This is a genomic window from Kribbella sp. CWNU-51 (assembly GCF_054073265.1).
This window is the reverse complement of sequence record NZ_JBSXMZ010000022.1, coordinates 1-18,922: the sequence shown is the minus strand read 5'-3', so window position 1 is coordinate 18,922 and position 18,922 is coordinate 1. Positions and strand designations below refer to the sequence as shown.

At 64.3% G+C, this 18,922-nt stretch carries 15 protein-coding genes and 1 pseudogene; 9 read left to right on the top strand and 7 right to left on the bottom strand.

What is annotated here, in order from left to right; translation table 11 throughout:
- Window positions 1-91 precede the first annotated feature (91 nt).
- Window positions 92-2,053 (bottom strand): ATP-dependent DNA helicase, encoded by a 1,962-nt coding sequence (locus ACXC9Q_RS22880; protein WP_457058851.1) that lies wholly within the window; start codon window positions 2,051-2,053, stop codon window positions 92-94.
- The gene (gene mobF / locus ACXC9Q_RS22875) at window positions 2,041-3,690 is read right to left on the bottom strand and encodes a MobF family relaxase (RefSeq protein WP_457058850.1); all 1,650 of its coding nucleotides are present in this window, start codon (window positions 3,688-3,690) and stop codon (window positions 2,041-2,043) included. Before mobF ends, ACXC9Q_RS22880 begins: the two co-directional genes overlap by 13 nt.
- Window positions 3,691-4,064: 374 nt before the next feature.
- Here mobF and ACXC9Q_RS22870 point away from each other — a divergent pair, with 374 nt between their 5' ends.
- Window positions 4,065-5,396 (top strand): DUF7380 domain-containing protein, encoded by a 1,332-nt coding sequence (locus tag ACXC9Q_RS22870; RefSeq protein WP_457058676.1) that lies wholly within the window; start codon window positions 4,065-4,067, stop codon window positions 5,394-5,396.
- Entirely contained in the window at window positions 5,396-5,923 is a 528-nt protein-coding gene (locus tag ACXC9Q_RS22865) for a DUF4209 domain-containing protein (RefSeq protein ID WP_457058675.1), read from the top strand. Before ACXC9Q_RS22870 ends, ACXC9Q_RS22865 begins: the two co-directional genes overlap by 1 nt.
- Before the next feature lie 217 nt (window positions 5,924-6,140).
- Here ACXC9Q_RS22865 and ACXC9Q_RS22860 read toward each other — a convergent pair whose 3' ends face one another.
- Window positions 6,141-9,797: an exopolysaccharide biosynthesis polyprenyl glycosylphosphotransferase gene (locus ACXC9Q_RS22860; protein WP_457058674.1), complete on the bottom strand. Its 3,657-nt coding sequence runs from the start codon at window positions 9,795-9,797 to the stop codon at window positions 6,141-6,143.
- 556 nt (window positions 9,798-10,353) lie between these two features.
- Here ACXC9Q_RS22860 and ACXC9Q_RS22855 point away from each other — a divergent pair.
- The 4 genes from ACXC9Q_RS22855 to ACXC9Q_RS22840 all read left to right on the top strand — a co-directional run bounded on the left by ACXC9Q_RS22855 (window position 10,354) and on the right by ACXC9Q_RS22840 (window position 13,646).
- On the top strand, window positions 10,354-10,809 hold the full coding sequence (locus ACXC9Q_RS22855) for a hypothetical protein (RefSeq protein WP_457058673.1): 456 nt from the start codon (window positions 10,354-10,356) through the stop codon (window positions 10,807-10,809).
- Window positions 10,810-11,302: 493 nt separating this feature from the next.
- A complete protein-coding gene (locus ACXC9Q_RS22850; protein ID WP_457058672.1) occupies window positions 11,303-12,142 on the top strand; it encodes a hypothetical protein in 840 nt (279 codons plus the stop codon).
- A gap of 32 nt (window positions 12,143-12,174) precedes the next feature.
- Window positions 12,175-13,113, top strand: coding sequence for an ImmA/IrrE family metallo-endopeptidase (locus tag ACXC9Q_RS22845; RefSeq protein WP_457058671.1), 939 nt, complete (start codon window positions 12,175-12,177; stop codon window positions 13,111-13,113).
- 305 nt (window positions 13,114-13,418) lie between these two features.
- Window positions 13,419-13,646, top strand: coding sequence for a helix-turn-helix domain-containing protein (locus tag ACXC9Q_RS22840; RefSeq protein ID WP_457058670.1), 228 nt, complete (start codon window positions 13,419-13,421; stop codon window positions 13,644-13,646).
- Between the two features lie 662 nt (window positions 13,647-14,308).
- Here ACXC9Q_RS22840 and ACXC9Q_RS22835 read toward each other — a convergent pair.
- Window positions 14,309-14,575: a hypothetical protein gene (locus ACXC9Q_RS22835; protein ID WP_457058669.1), complete on the bottom strand. Its 267-nt coding sequence runs from the start codon at window positions 14,573-14,575 to the stop codon at window positions 14,309-14,311.
- A gap of 50 nt (window positions 14,576-14,625) precedes the next feature.
- Entirely contained in the window at window positions 14,626-14,814 is a 189-nt protein-coding gene (locus ACXC9Q_RS22830; protein WP_457058668.1) for a hypothetical protein, read from the bottom strand.
- A 171-nt stretch (window positions 14,815-14,985) separates the two neighbouring features.
- Between ACXC9Q_RS22830 and ACXC9Q_RS22825 the strand changes: the two genes are divergently transcribed.
- Together ACXC9Q_RS22825 and ACXC9Q_RS22820 are read left to right on the top strand one after the other, a co-directional pair.
- Window positions 14,986-15,738 (top strand): helix-turn-helix domain-containing protein, encoded by a 753-nt coding sequence (locus ACXC9Q_RS22825; RefSeq protein WP_457058667.1) that lies wholly within the window; start codon window positions 14,986-14,988, stop codon window positions 15,736-15,738.
- A gap of 442 nt (window positions 15,739-16,180) precedes the next feature.
- Window positions 16,181-16,312, top strand: a pseudogene (locus ACXC9Q_RS22820) (DJ-1/PfpI family protein); the annotation flags it as partial.
- Between the two features lie 12 nt (window positions 16,313-16,324).
- On the opposite strand, the gene ACXC9Q_RS22815 reads toward ACXC9Q_RS22820, so the two are convergent.
- Window positions 16,325-16,969, bottom strand: a complete 645-nt coding sequence (locus ACXC9Q_RS22815) for a TPR end-of-group domain-containing protein (RefSeq protein WP_457058666.1) — start codon at window positions 16,967-16,969, stop codon at window positions 16,325-16,327.
- A 586-nt stretch (window positions 16,970-17,555) separates the two neighbouring features.
- Between ACXC9Q_RS22815 and ACXC9Q_RS22810 the strand changes: the two genes are divergently transcribed.
- The gene (locus ACXC9Q_RS22810; RefSeq protein ID WP_457058665.1) at window positions 17,556-17,936 is read left to right on the top strand and encodes a hypothetical protein; all 381 of its coding nucleotides are present in this window, start codon (window positions 17,556-17,558) and stop codon (window positions 17,934-17,936) included.
- On the opposite strand, the gene ACXC9Q_RS22805 is transcribed toward ACXC9Q_RS22810, so the two are convergent.
- On the bottom strand, window positions 17,884-18,922 hold a 1,039-nt coding region (locus ACXC9Q_RS22805; protein ID WP_457058664.1), incomplete at its 5' end, for a catalase-related domain-containing protein. The two genes, ACXC9Q_RS22810 and ACXC9Q_RS22805, sit on opposite strands and share 53 nt — an antisense overlap.

The window sequence follows — 18,922 nt, the reverse complement described above, 5'->3', positions numbered from 1 at the left end:
AGTCGCTGCCTTGCCAGCTGTGTTGGACTCACGATGCCCGGGCCTCCTCACTCTGCGGTCAGCAACGACTCAAATGGTGAAGACCGAGATGTCAGTCGGGTGACCTAGGCACGTCCGGCTCTTTCCGATGATCGAGAGCGCGGGCGCCGCTGGCCAACGGTTCGATGTTGGCGGGGGTTCCGACGGCTAACAGATTGATAAGCCGGGCATGGTGGGCACGCTGGGCCAACGCGTTGGGCGTGGGTGTGTCGCCGATGATTGTGTGACCTCGGATGCTGTACCGCTCCCTGTATGCGGCGATCTCGCGAGCAAGCTCGTACGAGACGCCGTGTACGCGGACCGCGGCGTCACACCAGTTCGGCCGCTCGGCAAACGCCTTCTGAGCTAGCCAATCGGCGCGCTGCGCGATCTGGGATTCGATTTCGCGGAGTGGGGCGATCAGCGTTGGATCGCTGACACGCTTCGCTGGAGTGACCAGGCCAGCGATCATCGTCGGTCGGTGGCCAGAGCGGCGGAGAGCCCTTGAGACCAGGCGCTCGACCCTGCTGTGGACGACCGCGGCGAGGTCATTCGCATCGGTCAGCGATGACTGGCTGACCGCCTGGTGCAGGAGGTTGGGGAGGTCGAGGTTCGCATCCTCGGCCCGGCGCAGTTCGGCTACGAGGGCGCCGTACGCCGTGGAGGCTTGGAGAGCGACCTGGTCGGTGGCGTCGAGCCCGCTGGTAGCGATGGCTTCGCGATACCGGGTGCGGGCGTCGAGTTGGCAGAGGTGGTTGTGCAGGGGGACCAGGCGGTCGAGACGGGTGGCGTTATCCAGTTCCTGGCGCATGACTTCGTGGGCCGATTGCTCTACCCCAGGGTCTTCCAGGACTGCTCCCAGGACGTCTTGCATGGTCTGTTCTGGGTGGGCTTCGTGCAGGTCTGAGGGTGGCTGGTGGGTCGCAACGTACGCGCTGTTGGTGTGGCGGCCGCGGGTCATTCCGACGTACATGAGGGCTCGGGTGAGGTGGTCGGTGACGAGGATGTGGGCGGTGTCGACGGTTGCGCCTTGGGCTCGGTGGGCTGTGGTGGCGTACCCGAGTTCGACGGACTCCTGGACGTAGGTGCTGGGGAGTGTGACTGTGGCGTCCGCGTGGTTCCGGACGGTGAGGGAGCCGTCGGGCCAGCGGTGGATGACGGTCCAGTGGTCGCCGTTTTGGACGAAGCTGTTTGTGCCATAGCGCAGGCGGCGGTTGTTGAGGCGGGTGACGATGTGGTCGCCGAGGCCGACGTCGTTGCCGTTGTGGAGTTCGATGCCGTTGGGTTCGACTTCGCCGGTGGTGATTCGGTCGAGGCGGGCCCGGGCGTTCAGGCGCGCGACGGTGGCGTTGTCCGCGGCGATGAGAAGGCTGGTCTTTCCGCGGGTGGTGTCGGTGAGCCAGGCCTTGTAGGCGGCGTCTTCCATCTCGTCGCTCGAGCCGGCGGTCAGTCGGTCGTGGTCGACGTATAGGTCGATCGCTGCTAGGTCGCCGCGCCGGAGCAAGAGGCTTGCTTCGCGTTCCCAGGTGTTGGAGAAGCGCCAGACGTCGCTGAGCTCGGCCGCGTTGGTGTCGCGGGCGATGAGACGGAATGCTCCACCTGTATCGGCTGCGCCGAGTTGAGCGTCGTCGCCGACAAGGAGGAGTTTGGCTCCGGCCGTGCTCGCGGCGCGGGCGAGCGTGGCGAGCTCCGTGGTGCCAGCCATCGACGCTTCGTCAACGATGATCAGTTGGTTTGCGCGGAAGCTCCAGCGGTCATTTTCGGCGCGGAGCGCGGCCAAGACGGCGGTCAGACGCTGATGGCGGAGCCGGCGGCCGACCTGATGGGCGAGATGGGCGCCATACTCGGCTTGCTGGATCCGCCGGCGTCGTTCTTCGGCACCTAATCCGGCTGACTCATAGACCCATTTGGCGATGTTCTCGGTGGGTGTGCCGATGGCGTCGGACAGGATGGTCGATGCCGCAGAGGAAGGCGCGAGGGCGATGATCGAACCGTCGCCATGGACTGCCTGCCAGCTGGTCGTTAGGGCGGACAGCAGGCTGGTCTTGCCTGTGCCGGCGGGCCGATGAGGGCCTCGACCTTCTGCCCCGAGGCTGCGATTCGCCGCAAGGCTCGGACCTTGTCTGCACTGAGATCGGCATCGTGGAGCGCACGCTCGTCGATGGTTGGTCCGGCCGGATCGCGCGCGAGGTCGAGGAGCAGTGACTCCGCGCCGAGGATGACCGGCGAGGTGAAGATCTCGCCATTGTGGATCGTGAAGACACTCTCGCCGCTGTTCCTCGTGACTGGGACTGTGATGAGCTCGGGCGCGGTAAGGCTGATCGACTGCTGTTCGGCGCTCTCGACGATGGCCTGCAGTACGGCGAATCGGTCGCTGGGGGACACGAGTCGGAGCAGGCGGGTTTGGCGTGCGGCTTCGGCCAGGAGGTTCCAGCGGGTCCAGGTCGCGCGCTTGTTCTGCAGCGTGAGAACGGTGGCACCGCCGTACGCCTCAATCGTCTCCCGACTCAGATCGGCCGCACAGAGCGGGCGATCCCGCGCGTGATCGAGTGAACGCTGGATGGCTGTAACGGCGTCGTTGCCTATGGCCTGATCTGCGCGCATCTTCCACTGGGCCATCAGTGCCGCAAGCGGACGCGCCAGGTGTTTGGGTGGCCTGTTCAGGAGGGTTGCCTGTTGTCGGAGCACGTACATTTCGCGGCGGCCCGGTGGATGGATCTCGTCTCCACGCTCCTCGAGAAGCGCCGCGAGGTTGGCCTCGATCTGTTCCGTTCTGGCGGAGAACTCACGGATCAGTTCATCGGGTATGGCGTCGATCTCGAACGCCGGATTTCGCTGGGATCCACGTTCTCGAAGCTCCCAGTTCACACCCAGGCGTTCGGTGAGGTTGTCGGCCAGGAAGACGTTGTGGATCTCCGACATGGCGACGATCGAGCGGTACAAGACGCGGCCGTCGAGCGTTCGCCAGGCGCCATCCGGGCCCTGCAAACGGTTGGCGACGACCACGTGAGTGTGGAGCTGAGGATCACCGCTCCGGGTGTCCCAGTGATCGAAGGCAGCGGCAATCACGCCGCGGGTATCGATCTGGGCGAGACCGCCATCGCCCGTCCTGGTGAACGCGGCATGCTGTTCGATCAATCCAAGCACGTCGTGAACCGCGTCGTGATGCGCAGCAACGATCTGCTCCTGCACGCCGACGTGGGCCGTCGCCCAGAGCGCCGAAACCGACTTGGCGGGGGAGAAGGTGAGGTCGAAGCCCGCGACCGCCTGCCTCGTCTTCTGTCGCATCTCGGCCTTACGGATCTGCTCGATCGCATCCTGCCGATCGACGTCATTCAGGGTCGGATCGAGCTCACGGATCCGCTGTCGGATTCGCTCCGACGGACTCTTGAACACTCGATGCGGACGCCCCAGGATCCGGCCGGTCACCGGATCCTCGGCCCGACCGAAGAGAGCGGCCATCTGCGCCTCGGAGACCTCGCTTCCGGGCAAGAGCTGTCCTTGCCCCAAGCCACTAAGACCGCTCCCGATCCACCGCCCCGGCGGATATCCGAACGCGGTGTAGTACGCCGTGAGCGACGTAGCCATTCGGCGGTCGACGTCACCGGAAGCGATGTGCCGAAGCAGATATTTGTAGCCGTCTCCCGCAGTCAGCCGGTGGATACTCAGCACGACTGCACACGCCGCGAAGCGGCCCTTAACCGAGCTGTTGGAAGGTCCACAACCGATCAACGGTCGTCGGACTGCCGGCCCGATCCGCGCCGCCTTTAAAGCAGCCTCTCCTTGAATGCAAGATGTGTGACGGTGGCGCTGGCCGCGGTCCGGCGGGGGCGGTCCACCCTGCCAACTGGGAACGGCGGCAAGTCATTGAGCGTTCATCTATTGCTACGCGGTCCACCTTCGAGGTTCCACACCTTCGCAGCCAGTTTCGAAGCCACGTGGTGGGCGGTTGGGAAGGTGAGGCCCGTCGCTTGGCAGTTGGGTAATTGGGTCGCGTAGTCTCATGAGACCTGCGAGTGTTCTGTCAGCTTGTAGGAGGAAGCGCGATGAGCAGCCCGGTATCGGCCCCCAGCGGCGATGAGATCGATCCCGCGTGGTGGGAGAACATCATCGGCGCAGCACGTGATCTCGAACAGCCGGAGGCTCTGGCGACGGAGTTCTCAGCGCGGCTGAGACAGAACGACCTCGGGGAACTTGAGCGGCAGGTGATCGAGGCCCTCGCGGTTGCTACCGCGGCGATGCTCCAGCCTGACAACTGGCTGGAGCCGTTCAAGCCAGCGATTGTGTGGGGCGACAGGCGATCTGCGCTGCCGAGCGACCTGACGCCTGGTCAGATCGCGACGCTGGCCACAGTCGCTCCGATGATCCAGGAGACGACGCTGCGAGCCCGTGTCGCCGACGTCGCTTGGTTCTACGGCAACCGCGGAGCGGCCGAGCTACTCACCTTGGCGATAGATACCTACCGGTCATGTCCGCTCGACCGAGAGGACTGGGCGACCGTCGGGGAGGAGTCATGGCGAAGAGCCCTGCAGCTCGCCAAGAGGCTTGGGCGACGCGGGTCTGAGCCTGTCCAAGCGATGTGCAGCGCCATGCAGGAGAAGATCCTGAACGCCACGCTTGCGGACGGATACTTCATCACCTGGGTCTCACGGCTGCTCAACGAGAGCGTCCGCCTATCGCACGACGATGCGCGCCAGATGGCAGGCCGGCTCCTAGAGCTAGCTGCAGAAGCGCTGTCGACCAACCCGCGTCTGTCTCGATACTTCGAACGCGAAGCATCGTCGTGGTTCGGACGCTGCGGCGAGGAGGCCAAGGCGCAAGACTGCGTAGCACGGATTGCTGAGACTTACGTCTTCGCTGCAGATGCTCGGATGGCAGCAGACGCCTCAAGTGCACTCGCCGCAGGACTGGAAATAGAGAAGGCGATCTCAAGGCTTCGCGGGCTGCCTCGGTCTTACCGACAGGCGCACGGTCTGGAGAGACGCATCGATGAGCTACGGGCTCGTCTTCACGACCTGCGGCAGGCGACCCTCGAGGAAATGGTGACCATCGAAGGCGAGCCGATGGACCTCACCCCCTACGCCACGCAGGCACAAGCGATGGTGTCGGGGAAGCCTCCCTTCGAGGCGCTGGTTCGACTGGCGAATATTGCGCCGCTGAGCAACAAAGACGAGAGCTACGAACAGGTCAAGGAACAGACGACCGGAACCATCGCGGGCCTAATCCCACGCGCAACGTTCAGTCGGGACGGGCGGAAGGTTGCGGCCACCGGTGGTATTGATGACGAAGGTTTCTTGTGGGCGGAGGTCGTCCGGAACTTCCGGTTCCGGGTCGAACTCGTCACCGCCGGCCTGATACTGCCTGGGCGAGACGGCTGATGATCGAGCACCTGTACCGCCTCGACTTCTTGACCCTACTCTGCGTGGAGTCCCCCCTCGTCCCTCCTGGGCACGAGCGCCTCTGGGCGAGAGGCCTTTGGCATGGTCTCAACGACGACTTCCCGTCTGCTGTCTCGGTTCTCGTCCCTCAGCTGGAGCATGCAGTCCGATTCCGCCTCAAGCGGGTGGGCATGAGCACGATCGTTACCGACGAAACAACCGGGGTCGAGACAGAGAAAGGGCTGGGAACCCTGCTTGTGCAAGAGGGCGTCGAGCAACACTTCGGCGGTGGACTCACATTGGAGCTCCGCGCGCTCCTGGTTGAGAAGGAGGGTGCAAATCTTCGCAACGACATCGCCCATGGGCTCCTCACAGACGATGCCAGTTGGAGCTACTCGGCCGTCTACTGCTGGTGGCTGTTGCTGCGCCTCGTAGTGATACCTGTCTGGCTCATGCAGCAAGAGCCAGAACCGAACTCTGACTCCGACCACGGACCTGCGACGTCTGTCGACAGTGAAGGGAGCTGACCTACTGCCGGCAATGTGAATTGGCGGCTCGCCGCCTTCCGCATCCTCTGGGAGGGCCTCATACTTAGAAAAGGTGAGCTCGTCCGGTGCCATTGCCTTCCACCTCGACCTCCACCGTCGCCTCCGAGAGTGGACGTCCGGCCTTGGCTGCTCCAGAACTGCGCATCCGGCCGAAAAAGGTGACGCCGCGGCCAGATTGTTTCCGGGCCCAGACGAACTAGTACGCACCGTCCCGGCCGATGACGGCACGGAAAGTTTTCCACAGAATCAAGAGGTCTAGGACGATCGACCAGTTGTCCACATAGCGAAGATCAAGCCTGACTGACTCCTCCCACGTCAGATCGCTGCGTCCGCTGACCTGCCAGAGTCCGGTTAGTCCAGGCTTGACGAGCATGCGTCGCGTGTCGTCAGCGGCGTACATAGCAACCTCGGTCGGTAGCGGTGGGCGCGGACCCACCAGCGACATCTCACCGCGAAGGACGTTCAGCAGTTGCGGAAGCTCGTCGACTGAGAATCGGCGTAGGTACTTTCCGAGAGGAGTGACCCGGGGATCCTCTCGAATCTTGAAGAGCACGTTGTTGCCTTCAGTCAACGCACGGAGTTCACTCGCGCGCTGACCGGCATCGCGAAACATGGTTCGAAACCTGAACATCGTGAACTCTCCACCGCCGCGCCCCACACGAGTCTGTCGAAACAGGACCGGTCCCCTGCTACTCAGTCGTATCGAGATAACGACACCCAGCAGGAGCGGCGACAGCACGAGGATCATCAACGCCGCGACGACTCGATCGAAGACGCTCTTCAGCAGATGCGGCCCGGAGCTTGAGGACGGGCGCTCGAGACGGAATAGCGAGAGGCCCGCGACAGGATGGATCGAGATTCGTGGGCGTGAGACTTCGACGATGCCAGGTGACACCATGAGATCGATCCCGCGCTGATCGAGAGCCCAAGAAACACGTCGCAGGGACTGCCCAGCAAGCGACGGGTCCGCAACGATAACGACGAGATCAATCCCGTACCGGTCGACGGCGGTCTCGATCGCAGTCTCGTCAAGCGCTCCGTTCACCACGCCGGACTCGTCGGACTGCGGCTGAGATGCCCCATCTCCTCGTGTGCCCAAGGTCGCTACGACGCTGAAGCCGTCCGCAGGACGTTCCTCCAGATGCCGCCTCAGATTGCTAGCTGCCCTGCCTCGACCGACAACCAGCACTCGACGCATGCATTCGCCTCGGTAGCGCCGCCGGATGAGTCTCCTACGCAGCGTGGCGCGCACCAGTGCCGACAAGAGTACGGCAGATGGGATCGACAACTCGATGAAGCCATGCGCTAAGTCAGTTCGGGCCGAGTACGCCACTGCCGCAAGAATCCCAATCAGCGCAACGCCGGCCAAGAGGATCGAACGCGTCTCGTACGCCCCCTCACCGAGATATCGAGACTCGTATCCCCGCGCGATGCCGATGGCAGAGACCCAGAACAGAGGCAGGAGGCAACCGAAGATCAGAGAACCAACGCCCTGTCGATCGCCGAGGCCGACCAGCAGCGGGACGCACAGGGCTGCAGTCGCAGCCAGGAAGTCACCGCTCAGCGCCGCATTCCGGTACTTCTTCTCCCAACCGGAGCTATCGAAGGGAGCAGGTCGCGAGACAGGTGGGACCAAAAAGAGATGCGGCTGGCCAGTCTGCTGCGGTGAGACGATGGACGGTCGAGCTGCCGGCTGGGTCTCTGCTGACGGAGGAAGCAGGGTAGCAAGATTTGCGAGAGTCCTCATGGTCTCTGCGTGATCCTCGCCAAGCACCCGCTCCTGGACCGGCAACAGATGTCTGAGGAGATCCCGAGCGCCAGCCGGGTCACCTGCTCGTCCAGTAAACAGAGCGAGGCCCGCACGCACTGAAAGTGTATCGGGATGCTCACTGCCAAGCGCCCGTTCCTGTGCTGGCAGCAACTGTATGAAGAGATCCCGGGCGGCAGCCGGATCGCCGGCCCAGCCTGTGAACATTGCGAGGCCCGCACTTGCTGAGAGCGTCTCGGGGTGCTCGCTGCCTAGTGTCCGTTCCTGTGCTGGCAGCAACTGTGTGAAGAGATCCCGGGCACCAGCCAGGTCACCCGACTGCCCGAGCCACCTGGCCACTCGGGCGCGTGCCATGAGAACGGTGGGATCGTCCGAGCCGAGCTGAGCAGTAGAGATCTGTTCGACCGCCCGAGCCTGTGCGAGCGCCGCTGCGGCAAGGCCCGTGGCCGCGAGGTACTCGCTGGCGCGCAACGCCGAGACCGCGGCGTGGCGGACCGTCTCTCGAATGGGTTCGCCGCACTCTGCGGACGACACAAGCAAGTGCATCGTGTGCGGGGTGAGGGCTCGCCAGGTGGGCCAGCCCGATTCGATCGCGGGATCAATGCCGGGGCTGTTCGTGGCGCGTTCGAGAAGCAACGCCGCAAGGACTAGGAGCGGAACTTCTTGTCGGTCAATGGTCGCTGCATGGAGGTTGGCATCGCGCAGCAGGGGATGAAGCCTCAGCGTTCCGGCGACCTGTGCGGCGCTCAGCAACCCGACGGATTCGGATGCGAGCTCAAGCAGACTCTGGCCAGCTAACGCCTGGAGCAGGGCGCGTAACTCTTCAACGCCGATCTCCGAGAACAGCGAGCAGGCCGTGATTGCCCTTGGATCGAGGATCGCGGTATATGGGATAGGTGCGTCCGCAAACATCGAAAGAAGTCTCAACAGAGGGCGCGCGTTGCCATGACCGCGAGTCTCGAGCTGTGTGATCGACAGCTCATACGCGCTGTTGATGATTCCACGAGCTTCGGCGTTTGCTAGCGGTTCCGCGTCAAGTGCCGCTCGATAGCCTACGAAGGTTGTGATTCCACCCGGCAGAGGCACACTGTTTGCGTCAGCAAGATGCCGACCGACGAGTGTGAGTGCGAGAGGAAGTCCACCTAGGCGGACGGATAGTGCTTTGGCATCGCTGGGGCTGCCCGCGCTTTCTCCTGCGATGTCTAGCAGTACCTGTGCCCCGACAGCTGGAGGGAGCTTCTCGATCTCCTCTCGATGACACCAGTCACCCCAGACCTGCCGTCGACGATCTCGGCTGGTGATCAGCAGCGCTCCTTTGGCGCTAGTCACTGGACGAATCCAGCCTCGTTTGCCGGCTGGCAGTTCGTGCTCAGGGGCAAGCACGTGTACGTCATCGGCATTATCGATGATCAACATCCATTGGGACCCGCGATACCCGTTCAGGAGACGCCAAAGCGCATCCGGGGCGTCGTCTGCCCACCGGCGATCGAGATCTCGAGTCGTGACTCCAAGTTCAGGGGCCAATAGTTGAGCAAGCTGTCGCAGACCGGTCTGAAGCTCGGTCTCCTCGGCAGCAGAGATCCACCACACCCGGACTCCCTGCTGCTTCACCTCGTCGGCTACTCGGAGGGCGATTGCGGTCTTGCCGGACCCGGGCATTCCACAAATGATCCGCACCCGCGGCCCACCTCTGTTACGCCACGAATATAGGTCGACCAGCGCCTCGATCAGCTCAGCGCGGCCATGAACGTCACCGGCCATCGATGTGTCCGGGGGATCCAGCGAGTTCATCCCGGGCCGCGCAGCTAACGCGGTCCCGTCTGATATCTCTGCCAGGTGACGACCCTGCCGCGCCTGAATGATGGGTACAACGATCGCGACGACGAGAGACACGAGACCGACCGCTAGTCCCAGCGGGCTGCTGAGCTGATCACGGGTCGAGATGTCGGCTCCGAAGTACGCCAAAACGGCGGGAGCCAGCCAGCGCGACGAAACAGCCAAGAGGCCGACCAGCGCGAGGACACCCCACAACCAGCGCAACCGCCCGCGGCGCGCGGGCTTAGCGGCCCCCGTCAGAACCAACACCCCCTGTCACCCGGTCGTCCGCGTCAGCCGACCAGTGGACGCAGCCTGACGAGGTCCCCTCTTCGAATGATCATCCCCAGATTGACCGGAGATGTTACAGCCGTCTGATCAGGGGACCTCTATCGACTGCGGTGGTTGGCGCCTACGGCGCGCCACAGATCATACTGGGTTGACCTGGGGTTGGGACCGGTGGGACCAGGCTGCATCGGCGGCGACAGGTTAACAGGATGCTCGTCGAACCTGGTTCATTGCATGGTGTCCAGCCAGTGTCCCCGCTGAGCTATCTGCAACTCGATCTCCTGGAGTGCGGCCTTGCAGGTGCATCGCGCCTCGAAGGCCCGGCGCAGCCGACCTAGGTGGCCGGCTCCAACGGCAGGTGTTGCGCTGGTGCTTCGCTGGCAGCTGCGTCGGTTCGGGGGGCGCTGGTCGCGTGCCGGGTGGATGGCGGCTCTTTGCGACCAGCCGCCGAGTGAGGTTGAACGCCTTGGTCCAAGGGTTGTCGAAGCTGCGTCGTCGGCAAGTCAAAAAGTTGTCTGCGGCATCCGTTGAGTAGGCCGTGGTTAAGACGCCTTCGGCCACTGCGACGTACGTCGCGTTGGTCGAGCGTACGACTGAGCGGTCGTGCCGGGCCACGTTGGCGAAGCTTGCGACGGAAGGAACCAATGTGCACAACAACCTGCCCAACAGCGACGAGGTGCGCCGTCGAGTGGTCGATCTGGTCACTCGGGCTGAGGCGATTGTCGAGGTGATGGAGGACAGAGCGGTCGACGGCCGGTGGGCTATGACAGCGTTCAGCCGGTATCGGCTGTGCGGGTTGCTCGACATCACGCCGTACGGGCCGTACGAGGGTGACGTCGATGCCGAGCCGGCCGAGCTGCTCGACGAGGCGGCGCTCGCAGCCGACAGGCTCGATGTGCCGATCGAGGAGCTCAGTTGGCGGCTCGCTCTGGGAGACGCGTTGCGAACCGCCGCCGCGGAAATCCGGATGGCTCAAGATGCGCGCGACGTATGAGGACCTGCTCCGCACCGCCCGACGCATGGCCGTCAACGCTCATCGCAGCACCTATCGAGACGAAGCCGAGCTGATGACCGATTGGCGGACGGTACTCGCAGCCACAGTCGCTCACCTCCGCTGGCTACGAGGACGTCTTAAGACGGTCAGGTACACGACCAGGGGCAGATCATCCGAGAACTCGCTGGGCCGGCTGGCCCGGGCAATTGGCGCCGGCGCCGACCTACTCGCTGCGCAGGATCCGACGACAGCGAGGGCGCTCGACGATCAAGAGGATCTGCTCGCGGCCAGGGCGGAAGTCGCGGCCATCGCACTGATAGGCGCGAGAGTCGTACTGCGTGACAGCCGCACGAGGTCCGCGGAATATCACTACTTGCTTACCGTGATGGGGGAGCTCGAGTGGGTTGCTCAGTCCGACCTACGCCGCTCTGGACTTGGGCCGCTGGGCGGCCTAACAGCAGGAGCACCACCTGTCGCAGTCGACGGAGTGTCGGTGCTCGCCCGCAACGCGGTGCGGTGGGAACGTGCACACGGTTCAATGCCGCCGCGAACACTGCTCACTCGCGATCTTCGCTCTGCGACTGCGCAGTTGCGCACTGTGTGTGGGGCGGTATGGCAGTTCGCCGACCACCTCCTCGCCGCGCCTGGCGCCGCCCTCGAAGCCTGGCAGATACTTGACCTCAAGACCCTCAAGGCGCGGTTGCGTGCCTTTGACGCCGGTGCCATCAGAGTTGGAGAGTCCTGGCAGCGACGGGTGTCCGACGTGAGCGGCCAAAGCAGCACGCCCGGTGAGGCCGCATTTCTCGATCTGCGCGCCGCGCTCGACCAAGTCACGAGCGTTGAGGGTCGCTTGCTGCGGCCGGCAGAATTGGTTCAGAATCCACGCATCGCAGCACGCTGGTTAGATGCGATGGACGAGCTTGTCTGGGCTGCAGATCGAGTGGCGAGGAATCAGCAATACGCAGTTGCCGGACTGATCCTCGACGGACGCCTGTTCGTTCCACGGCGTGATGTTGCGAAGCTCAATCTCATCTATCTGCGTCGCCCAGGAGGTGGATCGAGACCTTTGCAGGCTCACTGGGTGCGCACCAACCTCGCAAACTGCTTCGACGATCTGACGGATGCTCTGGCTTGGAGTGCTGGCCATCTGACGGCGGCGTCCGACGTCGCGCGTCGTCTGGCCGGGACGTCACACCAGTCCCGCCCAGGCGGAGAGGAGCACACGCGCATCCCAGCGCCGTACATCGAAGCGCCGAGTAGGCCGCGCCGGACCATCTTCTCCGAGACCGGGATCACGGATCCAGGACAGGTACCCGAGGAGCTCGACCGTTGAGCGACTGTCGGCTGAATCTTCGGGAGGTTGCGATGGGCAATGATCGAGTGACCGCCGAGGACCTACATCAGGTGCTCGAGGTGGAGGTCAGCAAAATGAAGACGGGTTCGGACTGGGCCAGATGGTTGGATGTCGCGGCACTGTTCCCCAGCTTTGGTTTCGGGAACGTTGTCCTCATCAACCTACAGATGCCGCAAGCCAACTGGGTCGCGCGCGCCCATGCATGGGAGAAGCTTGGACGACGGGTCGTGAAGCAACGCGGCATCAGGATTCTGGAACCGATTCGGTCCCAGACGGCGACGGGAGACAACAATCCCGCGGCCGACGGCCGGGTACATCACGACATCATCGGGTTCCGGGTGGCAACTGTCTATGACGTAACCGACACGGCCGGCCCGCCGATATACCTGCCTCGTACATCAGTTCCTGGCAGCCGCGATGTGTCGAACCATCTGTGGAGCGCCCTGGCACAAGAGGTTTCCGCGGAGGGGTTCACGATCGATGTTCGGCCGATCGGAGACGCTTCCGAAGGCTTTACCGACTACGACGCCAAGCAGATCGTGATCGCCGATCATCTGGACGACTTCACTGCGGTCGCGCGATTGGCCCACGAGGTCGGGCACATGCGCATGCACTCAGGAGGAGACGTCAGCGGCGCTGGGAGTGTGATGTGCCGGGGCGCCCGCGAAGTAGAGGCAGAGTCGATCGCCTATATCGTGCTCGCGCACAACGGCCTCAGCGTCGAAGCTACTTCCTTCGACTACGTCGCGGGGTGGGCGACCCTGGTCGATCCAGACGATCCCGGGAGTGTGATCAAGGCAACCGGCGCCCGAGTCGTCAATGCGGCCAGACAACTCATCGACTCGACCGACAAGTATCTACAGGCCAGTCGGACGCCGCTTCCGACGGTTCCGGCGAGACCTCTCGACTCTCTCTTCCTTCCTCCCGACGTCGACGGCCCGGCGCTGTGACCATCGAGGGGCTGAGTAGCCGATGGGAGCCAGCGAGAGGGTCGCCGCACTGCAGCGAGCTCGTCAACGACAGTCCAGGATCGAGGCCGCGACGGCCCGCACGATCAAGGCACATGAATCCCTGGCTCGTGCCATCGAAGCCAAGGCCCTCGCGATTCAGCGATACGACGAGCGCGTCGCCAGCGCCGAAGCGATGTCCGCCACTGAAACGGCCGAACTTGCCAGAGCCTGTGGATCCGCGGAGGCGGCCGCAGAGATCCTCGGGTGTTCTGTTCGCGATCTTCGACGAGTGGTCAAGGCAGAGCGTGAACGGCGAGCGGGCGGAGGATCTGATGTCGGCGGGCCTTGAGCCGGATCCGCTCTGGGACATCGATCAACTGTCCGGCTACCTCAACATTCCGAAGCGAACCCTCTACCGCTGGCGGACACTGAAATACGGGCCTCAGGGCATCAGGGTCGGGCGGTATGTGCGATACCGCCGGAGTGTCGTTCTCGACTGGATCGACGAGCAACAACATCGCGATGGCGAGTAGCAGCGGTTCGATCTGGTCCCGACCGAGTCGCCGGCGCAAGCGTCCGCAAAGGGCCTCAGCTGATACGCAACGGCGCACCGAGGTGGGCTGGCAGCTCGAGTACGTCGAAGCGCCACGTAAGTAACGCAATTGTCCACCTGCCGCTGGCGAACGCGGCGTGTATCGCGTGGGCGTGGTGAAGACCGCGAGATGGGCGATCGGCAGGTGGGGCTCGATGCACTCGAGGAGGCCGCGTGCACAGCGCCCACCGCGCTGGGCTGCGAGTCGGGCGATCGGCCAGCCCATTTTCGACGTGCCGAACGGCAGCCCGCTGCAGGCGGTGGGTACGGCGCTTCGTAGTCCAGATGAGCAGATCAGACACGCCTGTGTTCCGTCAATGAGTGTTGAGATGCCAACGCCGCCTCTCGCCGGGCGATGGCCAGGGAAACGACGAGAGGCGGCGGCCACTCCGGGACTCGCCCCGTCCTGGAGGTGGAACGGCCGACGAGCGCAGGTGCGTGACCGAACGCTCGCCTGCCGGCCATAAGACGGAGACCTCACCCGCGAGACGCGCAGGAGATCATCGGGGATCTCGCGAGGGAGGACTCCGTGAAGCGCGCCCGGCTCATGCAGGTCTGGGTTTTCTGCGGACCAGCACGAGTAGGGGATCCGGACGCGCTTGATCAGGAGTCGGCGATGATGACTTCGGTCTTCACGATCTGTTGAAGTCGGTTGTACTTCGAACCCGCGAGATCCCAGCGTCCAAGGTGTGCCTTGGACGGAACGATGACCGCAGGCATGTCGAGCTCGTTGAGCGCCGCTAGGAGCACCTCGAAGGCCTGCGGATCCGTAGGGAGCTCCTCCACGTACACCGTGCCCAGCGTGCGGCCGTGCCTCCTCGCGACCTCGGCGAGCCGCTGCTGGAGTTCACCCAGTTCTCGATCATCCATCCCCGGATAGCGCCGGACATAGCCAGGAGCCACTGGCAGCCTTCGGCCGATCACCGGTCGGTGCCCCGTCGAGGTGCGGTGACTGGATCGACCGTGACCGGGTGTCCGAAGAATCGCCTACCCATCGCCTGCGCGAAGTCCACGGCCACCTCTGTGCCCGCCGTACGGTCGACGATCGCGAGTCGACCGAACCACACTCGCACCCGAACCAACTCCTCATCGACTGTCGTCTGGCTCACCGTTGGCACTCCTCGATCAACAGCCCGCCGACGTGGTCGAGCCGTGCCCCCAAGACTCGTTGCACTGGTCTGGACAGGAGAACCCCAGACGCGGACATTTACGGACATTTCGTGGTACTGTCCGAACCGACATTTACCGACATCTACCGATTGGTCAGGTTGGCGATCCAAGTGAACGAGGTGCTTCGGCGGGCGATGTACGACGCAGACCTCACCGAGCTGGACCTGTCAGTGAAGCTGTCCGTCGACCCGAAGACAGTCCGGAACTGGATGCGCGGTCAAGTACCGCATCCAAGGCGCCGAGCGGCACTGACCAGACTGCTCGACCTCGATGAGGAAACGATCTGGCCGGAACTGCGGTCATTTGCCGCAGGCAACAGCAGGCCGTCCGAGCTCGCTGGCGTCTATCCCCGCCGTACGGCGATCAGTCAGAGGGGCTGGTTGTCTCTCTTCCACGCAGCCAACTCCGAGATCGGCGTCCTGGCCTACAGCGCCCTCTTCCTTGCCGAGGACGCCCGCATCGTCCGCCTGCTGTGCGATAAGAGCGCCGATGGAGTGCGAATCAAGCTCGCCCTCGGGACTCCGGATGGGAAGAACGTCACCCGAAGGGGTGCCGAAGAGGAGATCGGCGAGGCGATGAGTGCGAAGATCCGCAACTCGCTGGCCCTCCTGCGGCCACTCCTCCAGCAGGACGGCGTTGAGCTGAGGCTGCACGACACCGTCCTGTACAACTCGATGTTCCGGGCCGACGGCGAGCTCCTGGTCAACCAACACGCCTACGGCGTCCCCGCAGCCCAATCGCCCGTGTTCCACTACCGCCAGTCCGATGACAGCGAAATGTTCAACTCCTACCTGACAAGCTTCGACGCAGTGTGGACGAAGGCCGTCTACGTACGCGGCGGTCGTGAGTCGCTGCCGGGCTGATCGGTTTCGGGCACTCGTTGACGGTTACGTGCCGAATACGTCGATGGGCCGATCGCCACCACCCGGACGATCGGTGCCGACGACAACAAGTCGTGGCCGGTAGTCGGACACATCGAACTGACTGGCGGCCGCACGTCGAGGCCCTGCATCGCGCTCAGTCTCCACCTCACCAAGTACGCCACCTGGGAACGCTGACGTCCGACGAACTGGACCGCCTTGGGGATTTCCGGTCACGATCCAGAAGCAACCTTCGCCGAATCACTGGTACCTGCCTCCCGCGAGGATCGCGAGCTTCCTCGATGGCGTCGGCTGGCGCCGAGCAGACCCGATATGTGATTGACCGAGTGCTCGGGCTGAGCGAAGTCCGGTACCGCGGACAGGCTGGTGCGGGCGACGCGTCTCCGCGGCGTACCGGAGCTCGAGCGGCGGTACGGCGGACTTTCGACCGGATCTGCGGAACGCCGGGGCCACGCGGGTCGATCAGGAGGTCGCCACCGACGAGAACTTGATCACTAGCCGGAATCCGGACGACCTGCCCGCATTCTCGCAAGCGCTTCTCGACGCCCTCAGCTGAGTGTGCTGAGGGTTATCCGTTGATCAGTTGTGTGAATGCGGGTTCGTTGCGAATCGGGTCCAGGTCGGAGTCGGACTTTGCGGATGCGCGGAACTCCGCTGACATACTGATGGCGTGCTGGAGGTGCTGGAGCGCGTCACTGGTCCGGCCGCAGCGGCTCTCGCAGCAGGCGAGGTTGAAGAACAACATGGGGTACTGCGGACTGGCTGCGACAAGATCGCCGAGGTGGTCGGCGACCTCGGCGTATCTGCCAGCCTGATAGAGCGGGGCAAGCGGAGCCCACAGTTCCCATCCTCGTGCGTCGTACGGCCGCCCTGGCGTGCCTTCCAGTGCGATCACAGTCGTCCCTGCCTGCTTGGCGGTGGCGGTTCGCCTCGTGCGGGGAGGGGCGGAGACGAGAGTGCCGGCCGGGGCGTCGACGTGGTCACCGTCAATCTCGAACACGGCGTGGCCGCGCAGGACGAGAAAGAGCTCCTGATCGGCGGTGGGGTCGTCCTCGTCATGCTCGTTGATGACGACGTCGCCAGCGGCATGCGCCGTCCAAGCAGTCACGCCGAACGCGGAGATGCCTAGGTGGTGCCGGATCGGCTGATAGTGACAGCCTGCGTCGTCGAATTCCTCGATAGTGTCCAGATGCGCAACCATGTAGCCGGCCATGGGTCCCTCCGTCCTTCTCGTCAGCACCGGAAACTCGCCTTCATCCTAGGGGCGGTTCCGGACGTTCTACGTCCGGTTGACCACCGAAGATCGCGACGACCGGGCCGTTCCAGTTCGCCTCGGTTGGCTGACGGGTGGTGGGAACCGAGCGGGCATGGTTACCGAGAAGGAGAAGTCGGCTGCGCGGGGCGGTGAAGGCAGCGAAGGTACAGAAGACGATCGCCAAGATACCGAAGAAGACCTGTACGGCGTTGGGCAAGCAGGGTGCCGCGCACAGCGGAAGAAGTCCGGTGAGTCCGAGCCGAGGACGCGTCAGGAGATGTACCGCGAGGCACAGAAACGCGGGATTCCGGGCCGATCCACCATGTGACGTGACGAACTCGAGCGCGCGCTGCGCCACTGACCTACTCCACCGTGACGTCGCCGGGTCGTTCGGGGCGTGGCGTTTCGCTGTGTTCCACAGTCGTTCGACCTCACGGTGGTCCTGCAAGATCAGATCGGCAACGTCGACGCGCATTTCGGTCTCCTTCGTCGTGTTCGGTGACCGATCTGGTACCCATGAACGCGCTAGTGGGACGACCAGCGGATGGTGATCGCGGTGCTGCACAACAACGACCTGAACCAGGGGACCTGGGAGCTCCGTGCGATGGATGGTTCGCCGCAGTTCCTGCCATCGCAGGAGTTGCCCGACTTCCCGTACGCGGCCTATGCGCGCAGCTCGGACGGCGTACTCGCCGGGAAACCGGACGAGGTCGGTCCGGCGTGGGACAAGGCCTGGGATGCACGCCGGCCGTGCGTGGTCCAGTTCCTCACCGACCCGGCCGTGCCGCCGATCCCGCCGCACGCCACCTGGGACCAACTGGAGAAGGCCCTGGAATCAGTCGTCCGCGGGGACTCCGACCGCGTCGACGTGATCAAGCAACGCGTGAAGTCGAAGAGCCGGGAGTTCCTGCCGGGCGCCCAGTAGCTCGACGGCCACGAGCGAGGCGGCGGCGAATTGCCGAGCGATAGCTCGTTGCTGGCTGACGGTGGCCGCGTATTTCGCCGCTAGCTCCGGGCCTCGGCGGTCTTTTGGCACGACCGCCGAGGCTGATGGCCCAACTTGCGCGGTCCCAGGCTCGGTGGAGGCCGATGGCGGCGAAGAGTTCGGTGGTGTAGGGCTTGGCGATGGTGTCGCCGAGGATGATGCCGGGGGCGGTGGTGTCGATGCCGGCCGCGGTGAGGGCCTTGGCGCCGTCGCCCCAGGCGCCGATGACCTTACAGTGGCGGAAGAGTTCGCCGAGCAGGACCGTCAGCTTGATGTCGCTCAGTGCAGGGTTGCCTGCGGCAACTACTACGGCGTCGTACTCGATCGAGCGGGTGGTGAGGAAGGTGCGATCGACGGTCTGGGTCGAGCGGCCGCGTTTGATCGTGCCACCGGACGGTGCGAGCAGGCGGAGTACGGCGCCCTGGGCCTCGACGGCTCGGCGGAGTTTGGTGATGCCGGCGAGGTCGGCTCCGTCGGTCGCGACCACGCCGATCACGCGGCCGGCGATCGGTCCGGGGGTGGTGACGATCTGGGACAGCGCGGGGGAGGGGACCGGATCGGTGACCGGAGTGCCCTTCGGTGCGGGCAGGCCGAGGCCGGCGGCGACCGCCGTACACAGGCCGGCGTCGACGTTCGCGAGTACGCCGAGCATCCGCTCGCGGATCGATTGCTCGTAGCACTTGCTGAGCTCGAAGGTGAAGGCCTCGATGATGTGCGCGCGTTCGATCGCGGTCATGCTCGCCCAGAACAGCGTGGCCTGGGAGAAGTGGTCCGAGAACGACGCGGGATTCGCCTGCACCTTGGGCCCGCTGACCTCACGCGGAACGTGGACGAAGGCGGCCTCATCCACCTCGGCCGGGACCGGCTCACCCTCCTGCCCGAGGCTGTTGGGCAGGTACGGCGCAACGCCGCGATGGACCGCGGTC

What these genes read in the sequence shown, in the direction of transcription:
- ACXC9Q_RS22870 (WP_457058676.1), top strand. Translation starts at nt 4,065, where the DNA reads ATGAGCAGCCCGGTATCGGCCCCCAGCGGCGATGAGATCGATCCCGCG.
- ACXC9Q_RS22865 (WP_457058675.1), top strand. Translation starts at nt 5,396, where the DNA reads ATGATCGAGCACCTGTACCGCCTCGACTTCTTGACCCTACTCTGCGTG.
- ACXC9Q_RS22845 (WP_457058671.1), top strand. Translation starts at nt 12,175, where the DNA reads ATGGGCAATGATCGAGTGACCGCCGAGGACCTACATCAGGTGCTCGAG.
- ACXC9Q_RS22835 (WP_457058669.1), bottom strand. Translation starts at nt 14,575, where the DNA reads ATGGATGATCGAGAACTGGGTGAACTCCAGCAGCGGCTCGCCGAGGTC.
- ACXC9Q_RS22815 (WP_457058666.1), bottom strand. Translation starts at nt 16,969, where the DNA reads ATGGCCGGCTACATGGTTGCGCATCTGGACACTATCGAGGAATTCGAC.
- ACXC9Q_RS22810 (WP_457058665.1), top strand. Translation starts at nt 17,556, where the DNA reads ATGGTGATCGCGGTGCTGCACAACAACGACCTGAACCAGGGGACCTGG.